This window comes from Pseudalkalibacillus sp. A8, from assembly GCF_045920555.1.
In the GTDB taxonomy this organism is placed as follows: domain Bacteria; phylum Bacillota; class Bacilli; order Bacillales; family Fictibacillaceae; genus Pseudalkalibacillus.
Genome location: NZ_CP174509.1, coordinates 1,689,874 through 1,711,440 on the forward strand (window position 1 = coordinate 1,689,874; position 21,567 = coordinate 1,711,440).

17 protein-coding genes, 1 pseudogene and 1 riboswitch are annotated in these 21,567 nt (G+C 41.5%); of the genes and pseudogenes, 14 read left to right on the forward strand and 4 right to left on the reverse strand.

Annotated elements, in window-relative coordinates:
* Window positions 1-17: 17 nt before the first annotated feature.
* Complete coding sequence (locus ACJROX_RS08750) at window positions 18-1,109, reverse strand: MGDG synthase family glycosyltransferase (RefSeq protein WP_408010367.1); 1,092 nt, start codon at window positions 1,107-1,109, stop codon at window positions 18-20.
* Window positions 1,110-1,834: 725 nt separating this feature from the next.
* Here ACJROX_RS08750 and tnpB point away from each other — a divergent pair.
* The 7 genes from tnpB to ACJROX_RS08785 all read left to right on the forward strand — a co-directional run bounded on the left by tnpB (window position 1,835) and on the right by ACJROX_RS08785 (window position 10,012).
* Window positions 1,835-2,953 carry an IS200/IS605 family element RNA-guided endonuclease TnpB gene (gene tnpB / locus ACJROX_RS08755; protein ID WP_408010369.1) on the forward strand — a complete coding sequence of 373 codons (1,119 nt, stop codon included), beginning with the start codon at window positions 1,835-1,837 and terminating at the stop codon, window positions 2,951-2,953.
* A 163-nt stretch (window positions 2,954-3,116) separates the two neighbouring features.
* Window positions 3,117-3,521, forward strand: coding sequence for a bleomycin resistance protein (locus ACJROX_RS08760; protein WP_408010370.1), 405 nt, complete (start codon window positions 3,117-3,119; stop codon window positions 3,519-3,521).
* Window positions 3,522-3,848: 327 nt separating this feature from the next.
* Entirely contained in the window at window positions 3,849-6,326 is a 2,478-nt protein-coding gene (locus ACJROX_RS08765) for a S8 family serine peptidase (protein WP_408010371.1), read from the forward strand.
* 189 nt (window positions 6,327-6,515) lie between these two features.
* On the forward strand, window positions 6,516-7,499 hold the full coding sequence (argF, locus tag ACJROX_RS08770; RefSeq protein WP_408010372.1) for an ornithine carbamoyltransferase: 984 nt from the start codon (window positions 6,516-6,518) through the stop codon (window positions 7,497-7,499).
* 16 nt (window positions 7,500-7,515) lie between these two features.
* A complete protein-coding gene (locus ACJROX_RS08775) occupies window positions 7,516-7,824 on the forward strand; it encodes a nucleoside hydrolase (protein ID WP_408010373.1) in 309 nt (102 codons plus the stop codon).
* Window positions 7,825-7,898: 74 nt separating this feature from the next.
* Complete coding sequence (locus ACJROX_RS08780; protein WP_408010374.1) at window positions 7,899-8,447, forward strand: DUF3231 family protein; 549 nt, start codon at window positions 7,899-7,901, stop codon at window positions 8,445-8,447.
* A gap of 512 nt (window positions 8,448-8,959) precedes the next feature.
* Window positions 8,960-10,012, forward strand: a complete 1,053-nt coding sequence (locus tag ACJROX_RS08785; protein ID WP_408010375.1) for a hypothetical protein — start codon at window positions 8,960-8,962, stop codon at window positions 10,010-10,012.
* Between the two features lie 53 nt (window positions 10,013-10,065).
* Here ACJROX_RS08785 and ACJROX_RS08790 read toward each other — a convergent pair whose 3' ends face one another.
* Complete coding sequence (locus tag ACJROX_RS08790; protein WP_408010376.1) at window positions 10,066-10,623, reverse strand: CBO0543 family protein; 558 nt, start codon at window positions 10,621-10,623, stop codon at window positions 10,066-10,068.
* Between the two features lie 873 nt (window positions 10,624-11,496).
* Here ACJROX_RS08790 and ACJROX_RS08795 point away from each other — a divergent pair.
* Complete coding sequence (locus tag ACJROX_RS08795; RefSeq protein ID WP_408010377.1) at window positions 11,497-12,165, forward strand: DUF421 domain-containing protein; 669 nt, start codon at window positions 11,497-11,499, stop codon at window positions 12,163-12,165.
* 37 nt (window positions 12,166-12,202) lie between these two features.
* Here ACJROX_RS08795 and ACJROX_RS08800 read toward each other — a convergent pair.
* Window positions 12,203-13,674, reverse strand: a pseudogene (locus tag ACJROX_RS08800) (flavin monoamine oxidase family protein).
* A 168-nt stretch (window positions 13,675-13,842) separates the two neighbouring features.
* Window positions 13,843-15,507 carry an IS1634 family transposase gene (locus ACJROX_RS08805; RefSeq protein ID WP_408010354.1) on the reverse strand — a complete coding sequence of 555 codons (1,665 nt, stop codon included), beginning with the start codon at window positions 15,505-15,507 and terminating at the stop codon, window positions 13,843-13,845.
* 419 nt (window positions 15,508-15,926) lie between these two features.
* Window positions 15,927-16,027, forward strand: a riboswitch (purine riboswitch).
* A gap of 224 nt (window positions 16,028-16,251) precedes the next feature.
* Between ACJROX_RS08805 and ACJROX_RS08810 the strand changes: the two genes are divergently transcribed.
* The 6 genes from ACJROX_RS08810 (at window position 16,252) to ACJROX_RS08835 (ending at window position 21,492) form a co-directional block, all read left to right on the forward strand.
* Window positions 16,252-16,866 carry a xanthine phosphoribosyltransferase gene (locus ACJROX_RS08810; protein ID WP_408010378.1) on the forward strand — a complete coding sequence of 205 codons (615 nt, stop codon included), beginning with the start codon at window positions 16,252-16,254 and terminating at the stop codon, window positions 16,864-16,866.
* The gene (locus tag ACJROX_RS08815) at window positions 16,850-18,163 is read left to right on the forward strand and encodes a nucleobase:cation symporter-2 family protein (RefSeq protein ID WP_408010379.1); all 1,314 of its coding nucleotides are present in this window, start codon (window positions 16,850-16,852) and stop codon (window positions 18,161-18,163) included. The genes ACJROX_RS08810 and ACJROX_RS08815 overlap by 17 nt, the downstream gene beginning before the upstream one ends.
* 141 nt (window positions 18,164-18,304) lie before the next feature.
* Window positions 18,305-19,987: a sigma-54 interaction domain-containing protein gene (locus ACJROX_RS08820; RefSeq protein WP_408010380.1), complete on the forward strand. Its 1,683-nt coding sequence runs from the start codon at window positions 18,305-18,307 to the stop codon at window positions 19,985-19,987.
* On the forward strand, window positions 19,984-20,133 hold the full coding sequence (locus tag ACJROX_RS08825) for a hypothetical protein (protein WP_408010381.1): 150 nt from the start codon (window positions 19,984-19,986) through the stop codon (window positions 20,131-20,133). The genes ACJROX_RS08820 and ACJROX_RS08825 overlap by 4 nt, the downstream gene beginning before the upstream one ends.
* A gap of 117 nt (window positions 20,134-20,250) precedes the next feature.
* Complete coding sequence (locus ACJROX_RS08830) at window positions 20,251-20,415, forward strand: hypothetical protein (protein ID WP_408010382.1); 165 nt, start codon at window positions 20,251-20,253, stop codon at window positions 20,413-20,415.
* Window positions 20,416-20,433: 18 nt separating this feature from the next.
* Window positions 20,434-21,492: an RNA-guided endonuclease TnpB family protein gene (locus ACJROX_RS08835; RefSeq protein WP_408006920.1), complete on the forward strand. Its 1,059-nt coding sequence runs from the start codon at window positions 20,434-20,436 to the stop codon at window positions 21,490-21,492.
* Window positions 21,493-21,567 lie beyond the last annotated feature (75 nt).

Here is a 21,567-nt window from a genome sequence, read left to right on the forward strand (position 1 = left end):
ATCCTCCTGGTCAATTTTTACAGCGTCTTTTGGATGAAATCGGTTAATACGGTTTCGATGTTTTCCTGATCTATTAAGTGATCTGAAAGACTCTTTTGGACCTTTTGTCTTTCCATACTATTTTCCAGGAAGTCGAGAAGGCTGTTTTCTAATTCATCAAGATCTATTTTTATGGCCAAGTTTTCTTCCATTAAAAATTGTTCATTTTGTTCTTCGGGACCTGGAAGGGTTTCAAGAAGACAGAGCGGAATTCCTTTACGGAGGCATTCGCTGATTGTTACACCCCCTGGTTTTGATAACATGATGTCCATCTGGTCATAAAGATTGTTCATTTCTTCTCTTGAAGATATGTAAGAAATGGGTTGGAGGAAAGGGAGATCCATTTGTTCAATACGTTTGTATAGCTGTTGATTTTTTCCGCATAATACAAAGTATTTGATTTTTCCTGAAAATGATGTGAAGTTGATCTTTTCTATAGCTCCGACTCCTAAATTTCCGCCCGAAACCAATACATGATAAGGGGGGGATTGTCGGGCATTTCCGCCTACCCTCGGGGTAATAAGTGGGTGAACGGGTATGCCTGTTACAGCAATATTTTCAGTAGAAATGCCTTGAAACTCTAGAAATTGTTTCAGTGACCGGCTTGGCGCAAGATGCAAATCAATTTGGTCAAGGCCCCATATCGAATTGATAAAATAATCCGTATAAACATTGATCACAGGCACAGACAATTGTTCTTCCTTTTTTAATAGGCTTACTAAAGAGGAAGGAAGGCAATGCGTGCAAATGATCATATCCGGATTCTCTTGTTTGATCAGTTTTTTGATACTTTTCAAAAACATGATTTCATAAAACGATAAACGTTGATCCTCTATATTACATGCATTATTCCGATAGATTCGACTGTATAAAGAGGGAGCTTTTTTGATTGCTGTCAAATAGAAGAAAGAAGTCAGCTGTTCAGCCAACGGAGAAGTGTATGAAAAAATATCGACCTTTTTGATATTGACAGAAGGGTCGATCTCCCTAATATATGCGCTGATTGCATCCGCTGTCTGATGATGTCCCGAAGGAAATTGTAATAAAGGAAGCATAAGGATTTTCTTCATATGATCCAGACCTTTTTCCCTTACTATGTGTTCTTTTCCTTTTCGTTATTCTTAACGATTCATGAGGGGGTTGAAACCATATTTTGTTATGAAAGTGCAGGAGAGCTCATATCAATATTGAATAGTTGAAATTTCATTTTTTCTATGCAAATTCTCTGCAAAAGGGTTGATTTAAGTGAACAAGGAGACACTAGCCAAGAGTGATTATGCAGGATAAAGTATCACTGGTGTAGCATGCATCAATTTACCTGTCAGCAATATTGAAGTTTCAAAGGACTGGTATGTCCATCATCTGGGATGTAAATTGGTTCGTGACATAACATATGGAATAGGATATTCATTCCAACTTGTCTATGGTCAGACGCCGATTATGTAAAAAGGTTAATGCGGGGCGGACGCATTAACCTTTGGTAAAGGATAGGAGGCTGTGCTTTGATAGAAAAGGGGTAGGGCGTCCCCTTTTCATATTCTATCATATGCAGATTGATAGAAGGTGCCTGTGCGTTTGCTAGATTTATAGAAAAATTACTAGATTTAATAGTCTTCCTTTTGTTGTTATCTGTTTCAAAATTTATCGTTTACCGACAGAAGACTCCCACCTCAAGGAATGTGAAGGGCGTATCCCAATGAGTAGGTGGGAGATGAATGTCGGTTGGCGTTAGCCAAAGTGGACCTCGTTGTGTTAGAATAAGAACATACATTCCCTTTAAACGAGATGATCAGCCATGTTAATCAAAAAAGCGTATAAGTTTCGGATCTATCCAAACAAAGAACAGGAAATCTTAATCGCTAAAACCATTGGTTGTTCTCGTTTTGTGTTTAATCATTTTTTAGCAAAATGGAATGATACATACAAAGAAACAGGCAAAGGATTAACTTATAACGCTTGTTCTTCTCAACTAACACAACTTAAGAAAAAATTGGTTTGGTTAAAAGAAGTTGACAGCATTGCTATACAATCCTCACTTAAAAATCTTGCTGATTCGTATACTCGATTCTTCAAGAAACAAAACAAAGCACCACGATTTAAGTCTAAAAAGAATAATGTACAATCCTACACAACAAAGCACACGAACGGCAATATTGCGATTGTAGGCAACAAAATCAAGTTGCCTAAACTTGGCTTAGTCAGGTTTGCCAAAAGTCGTGAGGTTGAAGGTCGTATCCTGAATGTCACGGTTCGACGTCATCCAACCGGAAAATATTTTGTATCCATCCTTGTTGAAACAGAGGTTGAAGCGTTACCTAAAACCGGTTCAGCTTTAGGGATCGATGTTGGCCTCAAGGACTTTGCGATTTTGTCTGATGGAACAATACATAAGAATCACAACTATTTTCGCAAACTTGAAAAGAAATTAGCCAAAGCACAACGTACGCTTTCAAGGCGTAAAAAGGGTTCTTCCAACTGGCATAAGCAACGGATAAAGGTTGCACGACTGCATGAGAAAATTACCAATGCAAGAATGGATGACTTGCATAAAATCTCGACCGGTATTGTCAAAAACCACGACATCATCGGTATAGAAGATTTACAAGTAAGGAATCTATTGAAAAACCACCATTTAGCCAAATCTATCAGTGAGGTTAGTTGGTCGAAATTCCGTATGATGCTTGAATACAAAGCGAAGTGGTATGGCAAACAAGTAGTCATTGTCGCAAAAAATTTTCCCTCTAGTCAACTATGTTCAAAATGCGGATACAAAAACAAAGATGTTAAAAATCTCGGATTGCGTAAATGGGATTGCCCTTCTTGCGGCGAACATCACGATCGAGACATGAATGCAAGTATCAATATTCGTAATGAAGCATTACGATTAACCGCAGGAACTGCGGGGATAGCCTAATTAAGAACCGGTGGTTGCACTGGTGTTCTTAGGAATCTCCCACTTTAAACAGACCGTAAGGTCGTTAAGTGGCGAGAGGTTCAAGAACGAGTGAATATATAAAAAGGAAATCATTGATCGAGAAAGAATTGGTTTTATAAAAGCTTGAGAGGAGATTGACGTAATGAAAATGCTAGAAGCCATTCCTGCCTTGCCGGTAACAGATATCGAGAGCAGCATAGCTTTTTATCGAGATTCACTAGGATTTTCGGTCGAGTATGAAGAGGATGGTTTTGCGGTATTAAGCTGGGATGAAGTCCAGATCCATCTATGGCTAGCCAATGATGAAAGATGGCGCAGGGTGGACAGGTCAGCTCCTGTCATAACAGGCACTGAGTCTTTCATCGCAGGGACAGCAAGCTGTCACATCGGAATGGACGGTGTTGATGAGTTACACGGACGTTTAGAGGAGCTCGGAATCTTGCATCCAAATGCACCTTTAGGGGATCGCCCATGGGGAGTCCGTGAGTTTGCAGTAATTGATCCAGACAATAACTTGATCACCTTTTATGAACGGCAGGAAAGCTGAACGAGTACATAGTCGAAACGACAGCAGAATAGGATGCGGTGGAATGCAGGCCAAAAGCGGTCTGCTTTTTTTATGCAAACGAACAGTTCTGGTGACTTAGCGGTTTTCATAAGAGTTTCATGATACCGTGGAAAACGGTCGTAAGAGTAATTAAACGGGTGCTTTTTTAGTACTATTTTACTAACTGCGATGGTTCCTTATGTCTTTTGGCGTAAGGGGAATATATCTTTCGTACTTAAGGGTTACGCCCTATGGAGAATAGCGGATTTTGACAGCATTATGAAATAATTGAAGTATTCAAACTATTACATATGCGGAGGGCGAGAGATGAAACGGTTAACTTTTTTCATTTGTGTGATGCTCGTATTCTCAACATGGTTTACGGCACTGACACCGGTAACGAAGGTGAATGCGGAAACAAGCGGAGCAACAATCATCAACACCAAATTGCAAGATGCAATGGAAGCCACTTCAGACCCGCTTGAGGTGATTGTGACTTTCAATACAAGCAATGGACCGACTAAAGAGCATGCCCAACTTTTAAAAGAGGCAGGGATTACGAAGGGAGTCACGTTCAAGGAGCTTCCGATGGCTGGAGTTTTAGCGACGCCGGATCAGATCGAATCGCTTGCGCAGCTAGAAGAAATCCGTTCCTTATACTTAAACGAAGAACTCGAATATGAAAATGAAGAATCCACAGACCTGACAGGAGTAGACAAGCTTCGGAAGGATACTGGGCTTACCTCTCAAAACGACGGTCTCCCGGTTTCAGGTAAGGGTGTCGGTGTTGTCATCAATGACAGTGGTGTCGATGGCACGCACAACGACATCAAATTCGGTGGCCATCTCGTACAAAATGTCCAGGGTGCAACGAATTTGCATGCATTCAGTGATTTACTTCCTATTACGTATGTGGAGGATGTTCCGAATACGGACAGCGACTCCGGGCATGGGACGCATGTCGCTGGGATCGTCGGAGGAAATGGTGCAATGTCAAGCGGAAAATATGAAGGGGTAGCGCCTGGTGCAGATTTGATCGGATATGGTTCTGGTGCTGGACTCGCCATTCTCGATACGCTCGGCGGATTCGATTATGCGTTGACCCATCAAGCTGAGTATAATATCCGTGTCATCACGAATTCATGGGGATCGACGAGTGATTCCGGAACCGATTTTGATCCGGAAGATCCGATTAATATCGCTACGAAAAAACTATACGACCGTAATATTATCACTGTATTTTCTGCTGGTAACTCTGGACCAGGAGAAGCGACGATATCGGGTAACTATAAAAAAGCCCCTTGGGTCATTACGGTTGCAGCAGGTGACAAGCAAGGGAACCTTGCCGACTTTTCATCCCGTGGTGTGAAAGGGAAAGGCGGTACAGTTCCGGTTGATGGTGAAGAGTTCACTTGGGAAGACCGTCCGACGATCACAACGCCTGGAGAAGATATCATATCGACAAAGACGGTAGCGCCATTAACGGCATTAAGTGCAGACAAGGATGCGGAGAATATCGATCCTGCGCACCTGCCTTATTACACGCATATGAGCGGGACTTCAATGGCAGCGCCGCATGGAGCTGGGATTGTAGCCTTAATGCTTGATGCTGATCCAAGCATAACACCAAAAGAAGTAAAAGAGATCATCCAGAAGACCGCGACCAACATGCCAGGATATGAACCCTGGGAAGTGGGCGCAGGTTATGCGAATGCTTATGCAGCTGTGGATATGATTTTTAACGATAAAACTTACGGCCAAACGCTGAACCTCACGAACGAATACAATGCAAATGTCGATATGGAAGTCGAACGGACACCTGTCGAAGTTGAATACAATCCAGTCACAGCCGATTCGAACAAGGTAGAGTTTGAAGTTGAGGAAGGCTTGACAGAGCTTGTCGCACGCATCAATGCGAAAGGCCTTCTCGGTGAAACGGGGAACCCTCTCAATCTTGTGCTGACATCGCCAGACGGAACAGAATACTCTTCAGGAATCTATGTTGTCTTCACACTATACACCGATCGTACAGTTCAGGTAACAAGTCCGGCGTCTGGTACGTGGACTTTAGAAATACGAGGACTCCAGGGCAGTGCCGGACTGCCCGAAACGGTTGAAGGTGAACTTGCTTTTAAAAAAGCTGGCGGCTTCACAGGGCTGAGTGACATCAGCGGTCATCCGGCAGAAGATGCAATCAAGACCGGAGTGAGCGAACGGCTTTTGGACAGTAATAAAAACGGAAACTACAAGCCTGATAATGCTCTGACGCGGGTCGACCTTGCGAAGTTCTTGACGATGGGTGCTGGTATCCGCCAAAACCTTCCTGATGGTGGAGCGAGTTTTACCGATGTAGCTGCAAGTGATACGGCTTATGTTGAAGCAGTCGTTGCCAATGGTGCTGCTTTGAAAGATACAGCTCAAGATGATGGCGGCGTTTTATTGCCGACGGCTGATGGTAAGTTTTCACCGAAAAAAGCTGTTGACCGTGCTGAGCTTGCCTATTCACTTGTCCAAAGTTTAGGTCTTGAAAGTGAAGCGAAAGCGCTGAACGATGAACCATTGACGGTGCAATATAAGGATGAAAGAGTTGAAGTAGAGGATGAGGATCAAGTTCCAGCTGATTTAAGAGGATACGTACAGCTCGCCCTTGACCTGAACATGCTCAATGCCTATTTTGATGTCACTCAAGGTCCATATGATCTTGAGCCGACTGTCACAGCTACATTTGAACCAGCAAAAACAGTCACACGAGGAGATTATGCAGTTGCCATCTCCCGTTACTATGCGAACTACTTGATGCCGTGAAGACAATAGCATTCAGAAGCCTCCTGACATAGCGTCAGGAGGTTTTTTTGTATTTTTTGAATATACATCATTATTCATACAATATGTACTAAAATAAGGTAATTGAAGTATTTTTATAATAACTATTGAATAAATATTATCAAGTATGTATAATAATTCGAAAGAGAGATGAGTTAGGAGAGATGCAGAATGGCAAAAGCCGTTGAACTATTACCCACAAAAGGATTGACCGCTTCAAATTTCACAGGTCAGGATTTTCTTACAATCTCAGATTTTCATTCAACAGAAATCATGTACTTACTCAAACAAGCTATAAAGCTGAAAAAGGAACAGAAGCTAGGAGTAGCACATAAGCATTTGAGCGGCAAGGTTTTGGGGATGATTTTCGATAAGGCGTCTACGCGTACGCGGGTTTCTTTTGAAGTTGGGATCATCCAGCTTGGAGGGAATCCGATTTATTTGAACACGAAGGATACCCAGCTTGGGCGCGGTGAAACAGTTGCTGATACGGCTAAGGTGTTATCCCGTTACGTAGATGCCGTCATGATTCGTACATTCGCACATAAGACAATTGAAGAATTTGCAGCCCATGCAGATATTCCAGTTATAAATGGACTCACTGATTTACATCATCCGACGCAGGTGATGGCTGATCTATTGACGATTTTAGAACATAAGGGCAAATTGAAAGGGTTGAAAATGTGTTATATCGGCGATGGAAACAACAATATGACGCACTCCCTTTTAGAAGGTGCCGCAAAAGTCGGAATGGACATCGCAGTTGCAAGTCCTTTCGGGTATGAGCCCAATCAGATGATACGTGATCATGCGAAGCTAGTCGCAAAACAGAATGGCAGTTCAGTGGTGATCACCAACTCTCCGGATGAAGCGATCCAGGATGCTGATGTAGTGGTCACGGATGTTTGGGCGAGCATGGGAGAGGAAGAAGAGTTTGAAGCACGGATAGAAGCTTTTAAGCCTTACCAGGTTAACAGCAAGCTCTGTGAAAAAGCGAAAGACGATTTCATGTTCATGCACTGTTTGCCGGCACACCGAGGTGAGGAAGTAACCGCTGATATCCTCGATGGCCCACATTCGGTCGTATTTGACGAAGCTGAAAACCGACTTCATGCACAAAAAGCGATCATGCTTGCGCTCATGGGGGATAACTAAACAAGAGGAAGAGAGGATGATCCGTTCAAAGGATCTCCTCTTTCTTTATATACTAGGGAATATTCATGATTCACCGTTTATAAACTTGTTAGTAACAGAACTGGCTGAAAGGAGTGGCGTCATGAATGTTCTCTTTTTCACCGATTCGGGAATTGATGATACACTTGCCCTGATTTATGCCCTGCGCCATCCGGACATCAATGTCATCGGCATCGTTGCGGGATATGGGAACGTTGCGCGTGACCGTACGATACGGAACAGTCAATATGTCCTATCCTTGATGGGGAAAGAGGAGGATTTCGTCAATATCATGCAAATGCGATAACTGTTTTCCGTGCATACCTTCTGTTGAAATTAGGGATATTAAAAGCAGAGTTATTCTACATAGGAGGTACATAAATGGCAAACATACTCGAAGCCTTAGTCGATTTTATGAAAAAGACATATGATGACGAACCGAAAGCACCCTTACATGTAGGTGAGGTAATGGGGTGTTGGCTGTATTACACTGCGCTTGCAGAAGAAATTCCTGCTTTGGAAATTTGTTTGAATACAACGATCGATGATGAATTGAGCGTAATCGTAAAAGAAGGAAAAGACTTAGGTGAGTCCCAATTGAACAGGCTCGAAGCGTTCATGCTGGAAGAAGGCATTCCATTACCGAGAGCAGACGCGCATAAACCGAAATCAGATCCGAATGCTGTGCCGTCTGGCGCGAAATCGACAGATAGTGAAATAGCCAACTTACTAGGTGTTAAAGTGGCCAGTAATATCGTGATGTGTGCAACGAATTTGAGCCAGTGTATCCGAGGTGATTTGGAGAAAATTTGGGTAGAATTGCAAAGTGAGAAAATGCTGTACGGTTCCAAGCTTAAGATGGTGATGCGAAAAAGAGGTTGGATCAAGGTACCACCCTACTACACACCTCCTGGCCGAGAAGAATCGTAAAAGATGGGAGCAGGTTGAATGATGGGCAGCCTTTTTCTGCTTTACTTTGAAAACGATCTCCCCCAAAACAATTGCAAAACCGATATGAAAGCTGATCTGATTGTTTGCTGAGCAACCCGGTATTCATCGGAAGTGTATCTGAACATACAGCACGATATGCAAATTGTGATGTTCTGATTGTCCGCAATAGTGTAATTACAACTGACCTGATTTCAAAGTGTGTGGTTTCATATGAAACTGCACGCTTTTTGTTTACTACGACTTTGCAGGTTGTTAGTAAGAAGGTCCTGATCAACTCATTTTTCGGTCATCCCGGCTTGTAAATTCAAAAATCCGCGCAAAAAACTTCCGAATCCGCTCATGAATTTTAAAATCGGCTCATAAATCCCGGAAATCGCCTCAATTATTACACTTCATTAAGTAAATGAAAAAATAATTACGTTTTAGAGTAATTTATGGTTGCTTTCAAACGTAAAATTAAATACTATAAAAAGTAACAGGAGGTGTAAAATATGGAAGCGCTAGAAAATATTCGCTTGAATGTCTCGTTATTGCGGAAAAAAGTACCGAATTTGACCAGTGCAGCCAAATCCGTCGGGTTACGGCCAGCGACAGTTTCAAATCTTTGCACAGGGAAGATTCCAGTGGGCCGTTCAGAGGTCCGCACATTGGTCGCACTCGCAACGCTTGCTGAATGTAGTCTTGATGAACTGATTATCAGAGGGGAGAAGATCGATATGATCGAAACGGGAATCAAAACATTGGATTTGTTTGCACCACTCGCAAAAGGAGGGACGATCGGCCTTGTCGCGCGCCATGGGATGGGGCAGCTGGTCATTCTTGCTGAACTAACGCATCGTCTGAAAAAGACTGGCTATGCAACGGTCCTTTTAAAACCAGTAGGAGACTACAAGGAACTCAATGACATTCTTGAATATTACGATGTGGTTGCAACCACTGTGGATGAAGCGTATGAAAAAATGGCTGGCTTCGGCAATCAGAAGGAAATCATGTTTACTGCAGATCGCTCCCATGTCCTGACTGGAGAAATCCAAGGCCTTCAACAACGTCTTCAAGATGTAGGAGTGGAGAACGTGACCACCTTCCTTCTGGATCTGAAAGGAGAAGCGGTGGATGAAGACCTGCCTTACGGACCGCTTGAAACGTTGTGGCAATTCGATATCGATTTGGCTACCCGCCACAAATTCCCTGCGATCAATCCGGTCTACTCAACGTCTTCTGTCCTTGAAGGAGCGCACCTTGACCAGAATCACTTGAATATCCAGCAACGTGCGCAAAAATTGCTCCGCCGTTACCGTGAATTACGGGCTGTCGTGAATGTAAGAGGGATCGAAAGTGTACCTGAAGCGGAAAAGCTTACGTATAAAAGAGGCGAGCGACTTGAAGCCTATCTGACACAGCCGTTTTACGTCGCAGAGCAATTCACTGGGAAAAAAGGTGCAACGGTCAGCTTGAAAGAAACTCTTGCTGACGTACAGAAGATTTTAGACGGTTCTGCCGACTCCAAAGAGATCGATCAATTAGACTATATCGGAACGTTATAAAACCCATTTAAGAATGCTGAATCCAAAAGATTCGGCGTTCTTTTCATGAAATATTAAGACTCTTCTTTATGAATCTTATTAAAAGTATTCCTTGTACTTAAATAATGTGAAATTAAATAGATAACCAGGTAAATAGGAAAAGAATATATATATTTCCAATTGGTATAAACTACAAAACCACTCCATACAAAAATCGGTTCTGAAATGAATGCTATAAAGCCAGCGTATAAAATGCCTTTAAAAAACGGGTTTATAAAAGGCTTAATTTGAATGAAGAAAATTGTCAAAACAGGGATAAGTGTTAAGTCCCACGGCTTATATGAAGGAGAATACGGCAAAACCTCATAATTGTAGTGCCATAATCCTAATTGAACACCTATACTATCAAGCCAAATAGATACTACCATGATAAAAAAAGCAACGTAAAGTAATCGATGAGTGCTTTCCTTTTTACGATATTTCACCCATAGTATCCAGGGCAATAATGTAAGTGAAACGCCTACCCACCATTGCCAACTGAACAGAATATCCTGCTTCCATAACTCGAATTTTTCTAAATAAGATCGATGTACATTTTCATATATATTTTTTATTTCTTGTCTCACTTTCATATGTTAGTCTCCCGATTCCTAACGCTAAATGTCCTCACAAGGTGTTGGTTTCTTCATTTTACTCATTTATTTGCTAGAGCATTTCAAGTCTTAGTTTTTCGATGGTTTGGATTGTGTTCTTAATATTTTGAGCAAATCATTTCGAAAATATTATAGATAACAAATAATGGATTATAAACTTTGAATAATTTTCATGTAAGGATATGAAAGCATTAGGGTAAATTCTGTTGCAATGGTCAATAATAAATTATAACGTGCATAAAAACAATTAAAGGTGATATTTTGAAATTAAAAACAGATAATCCATGCCGAGCAATGTGCTTTATTATCCATCGTTCTGATGGAGTAAGTGTCGTTGGTCTTGCCTTTATTCTGGGAATGATTTTTATGCTATTAGGGTTGATTTATGGTTACGCTCTAGCGTGGGGTCCCATATTTGTAACACTAATAGGCTTGGTATTCGGATTTATGTTGGGTCTCCTTATCAAATTTTTCTATATAAAAAGAAAGGTAATCAAACGAAAGGAACAAAGATTGAGGTGTTTATATCAGTCAAATGCAGAAGACCACAGGAGAATATTGAGAGAATTCTGTGGGACCATAATGCACTGGGAATCGGGGGGAAGGACAAGAAATAAAAATTGATTCACAGTAGTTTCGAAATACAGAGGTAAAAGTGAGAATTGAAGAACAATTGCTGAAATTAGTACATATCGATATTTTATGTATTTATATATATCAATTTATTAATGATGAATATTTAGCTGGAATTTCCTTACTCTAATGATAACATGAATACCTGAATAACTGATAAGAATGTGAAACTCTTCGTTATTTTGTAATTAAAAGTGAATCATAAGAGTGGTGTTTGTAATGATTTCATTTATCAGTGAATTAGTACTGCTATTCATTATTGTCACAATTGCAATTCGGCTAATGGGGAAAACGGCATTAGCACAATTGAGTCCGATTGATTTGGCAGCCCTTGTATTCCTTGTTACATTAGCGGTAACTCCTATAAAAGTTGATGGAAAGACGCAGGCGATCGTTGGCATATTAGTGGTTGTCACTATTTATATCCTTTTTTCCAAATTAAGTTTATTCCAAGCATTGAACCGTTTATTTCTCGGTCAGCCATCAATTTTAGTTAAGCATGGGAAAATTTCTAAAAGAGAAATGGATAAATCCAGATTCAGCTTGGTTGAATTGTTATCAGCTATCCGTACGGCAGGGTTTCCCAACATTGAAGAAATTGAATATGTCATTTTAGAACCAAATGGAGAACTTAGTATTCTGCCGACCCATAGCGCTGTAAATGTAACGCCTGCCCACCTGAATATAGACACGGAGTATAAGGGTATACCTTTGGCAGTTGTTGTAGAAGGGAAATTACAAAAACAAAATTTAAAAAAGATCAATAAAGATGAAACGTGGATACTTAATGAAATCAAGCGAAAAGGATTTCAGGATCTTAAGGAAGTCTTTTATGCTTCTGTCAATGATAAAGATTATTCTTTATATATTGATAAGGGAAAACCTTAATGAAAATCGATTCTCTTTTTAGATTATGGGGTCTGAATTAGATATCTCGTTTTTTATTTATTTCGATTGAAACCCTGATACCTGATTCGATCGCTCCTTGAATCCATCCATGGGGTAAAGAGGTGTGTTCCCCTGCAAAATGGACTCTCCCTTCTGGTGTGGCGAGATATGGAAAAAGCTCGGTTTCTTGTTCAGGTTTGAATAAAGTGAAAGCTCCGGAAGCATAAGGATCCAATGTCCAGCTGTGTGTCGATCCTGTTACATAATGGTTTCGGATATTTGGACCATGAATGACCGATAGATCCTTCAGAGTTTGATTAATTCGTTCTTCGTCTGACTTACTCACCCAGATCAGCGCATCATCTTCCCAAGTATAACTTCCGAGAATCGCGCCACTTTTTTGATTGAATCCATGACTGGGATAGTGGGTTAATCGTATTGGCAGATCTGTTATCGTTTTACCACCAAATATCCCTTGCTTTTCCCAAAAACGGTCATTAAACTGCAAACCGACTTTCATGGAAGGAACCTGATGAAGTTCATGAATCGCTTGCCATTTTTTTAGTGAGAACGAATTTCTTGGTTGAATGTCAATGAATTGAAGGACTGTGAAAGGGACGGTTACGATGGCTAAATCTCCAGTAAATTGACTCTGCTTGTTTGATTTTGTATCTACGAATGAAAAAGTTACTTCATTTTGGTCCTGCTCAATTTTTGTAACTTTTGATGGAAGTGGATGTTTTCATTCAATTCAGGTAGAAACGCTTTAGGAAGTAAGTCCAATCCTCCTGTAATTTCAAAAAAATTGATTTTTTTATTGAATAAGATCAAATATTCACGCAGCACTTCTATAAAAGATAATTCAGGTAGACCTTCAACATTTGATAACACTTTTATCATTCTAAGTGCCCCGTTTGATAACGTCTTCCCCCCAGGATTATACCTGAAAAAAGTCGAGAAAGAATATCTTTCAAGGTGTTTTACAACTATCGGCCAATGTTTTAGAGGATTTTGGTGAATAAAGTCCATGATAGGCTGTATGATCGATTGAATGAGTTCGCTATCAGTCTTTCCTCTTTCACTTGGTTGGACAGGATAGTTGAAAATATCAGGATTCCGTTTGTAAAAGCAGGCTCTCGTTTTAACCCCATTTGCATAAATAAAGTCATCTGGAGTCGTATTAATAAATGGATTGACTTGTAGACCAAATTTCTTTATATAATCCAATACTAAGTAATGTGTATTCGGTATTCGCATAGCCCCCGCTTCAACATAATGACCATCTGTGAAGGGCTTCCGCATCGTATAAATCCGTCCCCCAACTCGATCCCTTGCTTCAATGATTGTTATATTATGTCCTGCTTGTTTTAAAAGAGACCCTGCTACCAGCCCTGCCATACCAGCTCCAGCAATGATGATACTCTTTGGCTCGGTAGTTTTCGGTATTCCCTTCTGGACCACAGCTGACAATTGTGAAGGTGTGTAGTACGGGGGAAGAAAATTCATCATATAGATCACTCCTTCTACCAATTATGGAAAGGGGTATATCTAAATGATTATTCAGTATAAGTCTCATCTATATGAACCCGAGTTCGACAGTCCCTAGGTAAACGAAATGGGCACAAACCCATGCCAAATAAGGGGTTATGCCCATTTTTTATTCAAAAACGTGTGTAACTAGGATTTCGGCTGGATATCAACGACCTTTGGAGGTGTCTCCAACCCAAGTGCCGCAAAGGTTTGACGTTGTTTTGATGTTAACGTTGTGCGCTGATATAGGTCTCCATCTTTTGTAGAAAAATGTCCTAAATGTAATCGATTCATTTCTTTCCGTAGTTGTTCCCAGGTTTCATCGGTTTCAACTTCGATAATCCGAACGAGTAAGAGTGCCAACCAACTGATTAGTACATGAGATCGAATTCGATCCTCTAGACGGTGATACATCGGTCGAAGCCGAAGGGTTGATTTCAAAGTTCGAAACGCATCTTCTACGTCTAAGAGTTGCTTGTAGCCCAGTGCGATATCTTCTAAGGAAAGCGTGTCATCCGATGTACGAATCAAATACTTCCCATCGTATTTCGCCGCATCTCGAACAGCTTGTTTGTTCAACTTCAAGGTACCATCTTTCAATTGGCGAATGTACTTCCCGTATGTGCCATGGGCATGAAGGCGGCAAGCTTCTTTTCGGTGGGCCTCATTCGGAAGTTGCTTGAGATCCGATAGCTTCATTTCAATCGTCTCTACAATCTTTTCCCGTTGAGCTTGATCTCGTTTCGCTTCTATCGGATTGTACGCAATGACATACCGTTTACGTGCCTCCCCGTTCCCAATAATAGCTTCTTTAACCTGAAGGTTCTGTCGGATCTTTTGAAATCGTCCGCGTTTACTAAGGGCTTCTTCAACGTCTTTCTTCCCTGAACGCATGCGTTCACCAATGATGTAATGACCGCCTGTTCGCTGGAGGATCCGGAGGTTTTCTTCTGAGGAAAATCCGCGATCAGCGACTTGTATGACTCGTCCAAGTTTCCAGCCTATCAAATCTTTTTTCACTTCTTCAATTACGGTCATATCCATCGTATTGCCAGGCCATGACCAAACACGAATCGGAATGCCTTCTCGGGTGACCGCAAGCCCGATTACGGTCTGCACAAGGTCTGAACGTTTATCTTTTGAGAATCCTTGTTTGCGGAATGTTTCATCTTCCGGCACCTCATCCGGTGCTACTTCGAAGTAGCTGGATGTGGTGTCAAAATAAAGAAGATCGACCTCCAAGTTCAATAGGTCCGAGACCGAATGGAAGACACGTTCTTCCAACTCAGACTGAACGGCTAGAAGTTCATCCATCGCACGATAAAGCTGGTGGCTGTGCACTTCTTTCACCCCAGGGATATACACATCTTCAGATACCCATTCTTCCATCGCCAGTTTACTCGAAGGAGAAAGACCACGGTTCGCTACCATTGTAAAGATCAGCCGTTCGAGATCGACAGTGTGTTGTCTCGAAGAGAACACTTCCTCGAGGATACTGTCCATGCCGATTTTCTTCCACAACTGATCAAATAGCCAGATGCCACCGATACTTTTCGACGACTGGAAGAGAAATTCTGCGACATCACTAATCTTTTCTTTCGACTTCAACGCAGCTTCAGGAGAAAGGAATCTCGAAATACTCTGTGCCAGACGTTCCAGGACGGCGGAATCGACTTGTTCTTCCCGACCGAAGGAATAAATCACCTTTGCTTTCGCATATTTGGCTTTCGGATCCCATTCATTATGAGCGAGTTGAAGGTACGCGGTTGTAGTTCCATTTTTATTTTTACGGGTTACGCGTCTTATGTACATACCTATACAATAAACTATTATCACCTATATGTAAAGGTAAATATCAGTAAACGTGTGCCTATGAAGAAATCGAAAAAAAAGCACAATTCCCCGGAATCCTTGATAGATAAAGAACGTCTATCATAGATTTCTGAAAATGTGCCTATTTACTGTCGAACTCGGGATGAACTAAGTCATTATATTTTTATTTTTTTTAGCCATACAAAATCCCCTCCAAGTAGAAGTGCAAAGTGGTGTTTTTTCACTGTCTACTTAGAGGGGGTAATATCAAAATGGAGTTTTTCATTTAGGAACCCATTAGAAATGATTTTGACGAATAATAATACATAAAAAGACATCAAAAGGCATTAAAAACCGAACAATGTAAAGAAAATTTATAGTTATTGTTCCATTTTAGACGGTTATACGTTATAATCCTATTTATAATTCAATATTGAACTCGTATAATCGCAGGAATCGGCCTGCAAGTCTCTACCCGGTCACCGTAAATGACTGGACTACGAGTGACGATCGCAATGTAAGGTAGCCCACTGTATGTGTTGGGTTTGCTTTGCTTTGTGTAGGTGTATCTATTCACGATCACTCGAGGAGACAGTGCCATTTTCATGTCTACTCGGGTTTTTTTATTTTCAACTGGAAAGTTCGTTGTCCTCGAAAGGATGGGTTCGAGTGAATTTCCCAGAAATCGATAATCAAGAAAAACAGAGCTATTTAGTTAAAAGCCTGATCAGGAGGAATTTCATTATGCAACTACTGAAGGAAAAAGTGTTGGAGGAAGGGATCGTTCTATCAGAGCAGGTATTGAAGGTCGATGCTTTCTTGAATCATCAAGTTGATCCATCTCTTATGTCAGCCATCGGGAAAGAGTTCGTGTCACGTTTCTCAGGAGAAACAATTACCAAAGTATTAACGATCGAATCATCAGGGATCGCGCCTGCACTGATGACGGCTGCTCATCTGAACGTACCTCTCATTTACGCAAGAAAGCAAAAGTCGCTAACTTTGAAGGAGGATATTTACGTCAAAAAGGTCTACTCCTTTACAAAGCAGGTTGCGAGCGACTTGACTGTAGCGAAGAAATTCATTACACCGGATGATCGTGTCCTGATCATTGATGACTTCTTAGCACATGGCGAGGCTGCGCTTGGTCTGGCTCACATCATCAGACAAGCGGATGCCGAGTTAGCAGGTATAGGAATCGTCATCGAAAAGGCATTCCAAAATGGTGGTAAGAGACTGAAAGATGCCGGATTTCGAGTAGAATCCCTGGTACGCATCGCGTCACTTGAAAATCAAAGAGTCCAATTTGCAGAAGACTACATAGAAAGGGAGAAGATCAACTATGCAACGTCCGTCTAAAGTTTTTTCATTAGGCTTTCAACATGTTCTGGCCATGTATGCTGGTGCGGTCATTGTCCCACTCATCGTTGGAGGAGCATTGAAACTTTCCGCTGAACAGCTGGCATATCTCGTCTCGATCGATCTATTCACTTGTGGTTTGGCTACTTTGTTGATGGTATGGAAAAACCGCTTTTTTGGGATCGGTCTTCCGGTTGTCTTAGGCTGTACATTTACAGCGGTCGGACCGATGATCGCGATTGGAAGTGAACATGGAATTTCAGCGATTTATGGCGCAATCATTTTATCAGGTATTTTTGTAGTCCTATTTGCTGGTTTTTTTGGGAAACTGGTTCGATTTTTCCCACCGGTCGTTACAGGATCAGTTGTGACGGTCATCGGGATCACACTCATCCCAGTCGCGATCACTGACATGGGTGGCGGCCAAGGAAGCCCTGACTTCGGAAGTCTGGATAATCTCGCATTATCGTTTGGGGTGTTGGCACTGATCATATTGATGAACCGCTTTTTGACAGGTTTTCTCCGCACGGTTTCGATTTTGATGAGTCTGATCGTCGGGACCATCGTTGCTGCTTTCATGGGGAAAGTGGATTTCACCTCGATCGCAGAAGCTTCATGGTTCCATATGGTCAAGCCTTTCTATTTCGGATTACCGACATTTGAATTTTCTGCCGTTCTTACAATGATGTTAGTGGCGACTGTCACGATCATCGAATCAACCGGCGTCTTCATGGCTTTAGGAAAAATCTGTGGAAAAGAGATTGAATCGCATGATTTGACCAGGGGGTATCGTGCTGAGGGGTTGGCCGTCCTATTAGGAGGAATTTTCAACGCATTCCCATATACGACCTACTCTCAGAACGTCGGTCTTGTCCAAATGACGAATGTGAAGACGAGAAATGTGATCTTTACTGCTGGCGGCATTTTAGTCGTGCTTGGTCTTATTCCGAAAGTGGCAGCTTTCACAACCTTGATCCCTACCCCTGTACTTGGAGGAGCTACCATTGCCATGTTCGGCATGGTCGTATCGACAGGGATCAAAATGCTGGGAAGCAATGTCGACTTGAATAATCATGAGAATCTTTTGATCATTGCTTGTTCAGTAGGTGTCGGCCTTGGGGTAACGGTATCACCGACCTTGTTCGACCAGCTGCCTGAGGGCTTCCAAATCTTCACGGATAACGGAATCGTGGCAGGCAGCCTTGTCGCGATTGTCCTGAACATGGTCTTTAATTTCCGTCGAAAAACGACCGTTGATATAGCTGAGACTGAAAATCTACAACATAAAGCTGGTTGAAATAAAAATCCCTCTTAAATTGTTCTTTTAAGGGGGATTTTTTCTCCTTCCCCTACAATACCGACAGAAAAGCAGGAATATTGTTGTATATCCTCGAAAACATTCACTAAACATTCTGAAAAATACTTGAGGTGAATTCCATTGATATCACTCGACTCATCTATAGATGTAATCCCTGTTCCGGCTTTCATGACGGGAAAGGACGGTTCGATTTCTTATTTGAATGATTCATTCAGAAACATGATCATATCCGAAAAATATCAGAGCATTTCCAATCTGTTTGATCATTTTAACTTTCAAAAAGATGATGGGTTGTTACTTGCAAGTATACAGGACCGCCACTTTCTGTTTCTAAGACATCAAGTGGGTGAACAATTCTTCTATTTCGGAAGGGAAGGGAAGCACTTCCAGGAATTGCAGCAACAGGTGTCTGAATTGAAGAAGCTGAACAGGGAGCTCGATTCCATCATCGACAGTTCATATGATGGAATTTATATCACTGATAACAAAGGAGTTACACTGAAAACAAATACAGCTATTGAAAGGATCACTGGAATCCCAAAAGAATATTACATCGGAAAAAATGTAGCCCAATTAGTCGACAGGGGAATTCTGAAAGATTCAGTCACGTCTAAAGTGATCGAGCAAAGACGTACGGTATCCGTCGTGCAGAAAAACTTTGAAGGTAAAGAAACGTTGATTACTGGAAGTCCTGTCATGAATGAAGACGGTGATATTGAAAAGGTGATTACGAATATCCGTGATTTATCCGAGCTGAATGGTCTTCTTGAAGAATTGAAGGAAGTACAGAAGCGTAACAACCAATATGAAAAAGAATTGAAGCGGCTGAAGGGTTTTTCAGAGGCAGGCATTATCGTCGAAAGCCAAAAGATGAGGGAACTCTATGAGATGGCAGAACGGATCGCTGACTTTGATGCGACGGTTCTTATTTTAGGTGAGACAGGGGTAGGGAAGGATGTTCTTGCGAGATTCATCCACCGCTCAAGCAGCCGCAATGGAAAAGGGGACTTCATCAAAGTGAACTGCGGTGCGATCCCTACCGACCTGTTGGAATCCGAGTTATTCGGTTATGAAGCGGGTGCTTTTACAGGTGCGAATAAAAAAGGGAAGCCTGGTATGTTCGAAGTGGCTGATAAAGGAGTGCTGTTCCTGGATGAAGTCGGAGAATTACCTCTGAAGCTGCAAGTGAAACTTCTGCAAGCCATCCAGGATGGTGTTATTCAACGGGTAGGATCAACGAAAGTCAAAAAGGTGGATGTAAGGATAATCGCTGCCACAAACCGGGCTCTACAGGATATGGTGGAACAGGGGGAGTTCAGGGAGGATCTCTATTATCGATTGAATGTGATTCCGTTTTCTGTCCCCCCGTTACGGGAAAGAAGGGATGATATTCTCCCGCTGATCCAGTTTTTCCTGGATAAAACGAATGTCAAATACGGTTTAAACAAGGGGCTTGAGGATGATCTGAAGAATTTCCTTTATGAGTTGGATTGGTCTGGAAACGTCAGGGAGATGTCCAATCTGATCGAAAGGCTTGTTCTGACGACCTCTTCAAATACCGTGACTACCGCACACCTACCTGAAGAATATAAAAGAAAAGAACATAAAAGGGTGAATGTGACAGAACTCATCCCGTTGAAGGATGCAGCGGAAATTGCAGAAAGGCAAATTCTTCTACTAGCAACTGAGCGGTACAGTTCAACTTATCAAATAGCAAAGGCACTGGAAACAAGTCAACCGACCATCGTCCGTAAAATGAAAAAATATGGGATAGCGATTGATTTTAGAGATTCGAAGTTATGAGGGATCTTTTAAATGTCCACACGATGGATGAGTGTATCGAAGCAATCTACAATGGTGAGGACAATACTCTTAATATCGAAGTTTCGGATATTGAAAAGGCGATCTGGATCCTCTCACAACCGACTCTGTCCCGTTGCCCGGAATAATAATCAAAAATGTTACTATCGACCGCAGGAAATGTATCGAGTGCAACCATTAAGCGTTATGTTGAACAACAAAAAACAAGGGGGTGAGCGTTTTGGATAAACAGGAAATCACACTTAATGGACTTGTTGCAAGACAAGTTTCATGAATGGAAACACGAACACTTCCAGCTATATGATGAAGATGGAAACGAATTAAACGAAGATTTGGAAATCGAAATCGACCAAACTCTACATGACTTTATAGAAATACATCTCATGAGATCTATTCCAACAAAATTTTAAAGAAATGGGGGTGAATATATGCCGACAATCACGCTACGCTTAGAGCTACATAAACCGACTCTTGCCAAACAACAGATGTATAAACGAATGGCAGAGACAAATACAGGATTTGCGAACTGGTTATTGCTTCATCCAGACATAAATCAGGCAACCAGTCGAATCTTTAAGGAGTTTTCAGCAGAGAAATTTCCATCCGCAGTCATTAATCAAACCATTAGAGAAGTAAAATTTCAAAAGAAAAATCAGAAAGCAAAGACCTTCCGTAAAATGTGGTGCTGCTTTAATAATCAAAACTTAAAAATAGAAAAGAAGAGTAAATTATACACCGTTTCTTTTCCTACACTTGCAAAACGTATAGGGGTTCCAGTAATAGCAAAACCATTTCAAATAAAGTGGCTTGATCAAATGATCAGTGGAAGCGTAAAGATAGGGACTGGAAAGCTTTATCAAAAGAAAAAGAAATGGTATCTTGCCATTTCAATCACTTGGAATGTGGAATCATCACAAGGTAAAAAAGTCATGGGGATTGACTTGGGACTTCGATATCTCGCAGTTGCCAGTATTGGAACAAAGTCTTTCTTCTTTAAAGGCTCAAAAGTCGCATATACTCGTAGACACTTCTCGGCAAGAAGAAGGAGACTAGGAAAAGCGAAAAAACTACAAGCCATTAAGAATTCCAAAGGCAAAGAGTCTCGTTGGATGAAAGACCAGAACCATAAAATCAGCCGTCAAATCGTTAACCTTGCACTCGCCAACGGTGTTGGAGTGATTCGCATGGAAGACTTGACGGATATTCGAAATACTACCAAATCAAAGAAAAACGACCAAGGTAGGAGCCTGCATTCATGGTCGTTCTACCAACTTAAAGAGTTCATCAAATACAAAGCTGAGATGATAGGGATCCGTTTTGAATTGGTGAATCCAGAATACACCAGTCAAACTTGCAAATGTGGTCATCAAGCGAAAGAAAATCGAAACGGTCTCCATTTTCAATGTAGAGAATGTGGCTACACCTGTCATGCTGACCTCAATGGAGCCATTAATATATCGAAAGCGATTTCGGGTTTAGTAGCCTAGCATACTGGTAATAGGTATGCCGCCCATGTGGGTACTTTTTAACTGCATGGGACGGGGTAATGAGATACCCTCATC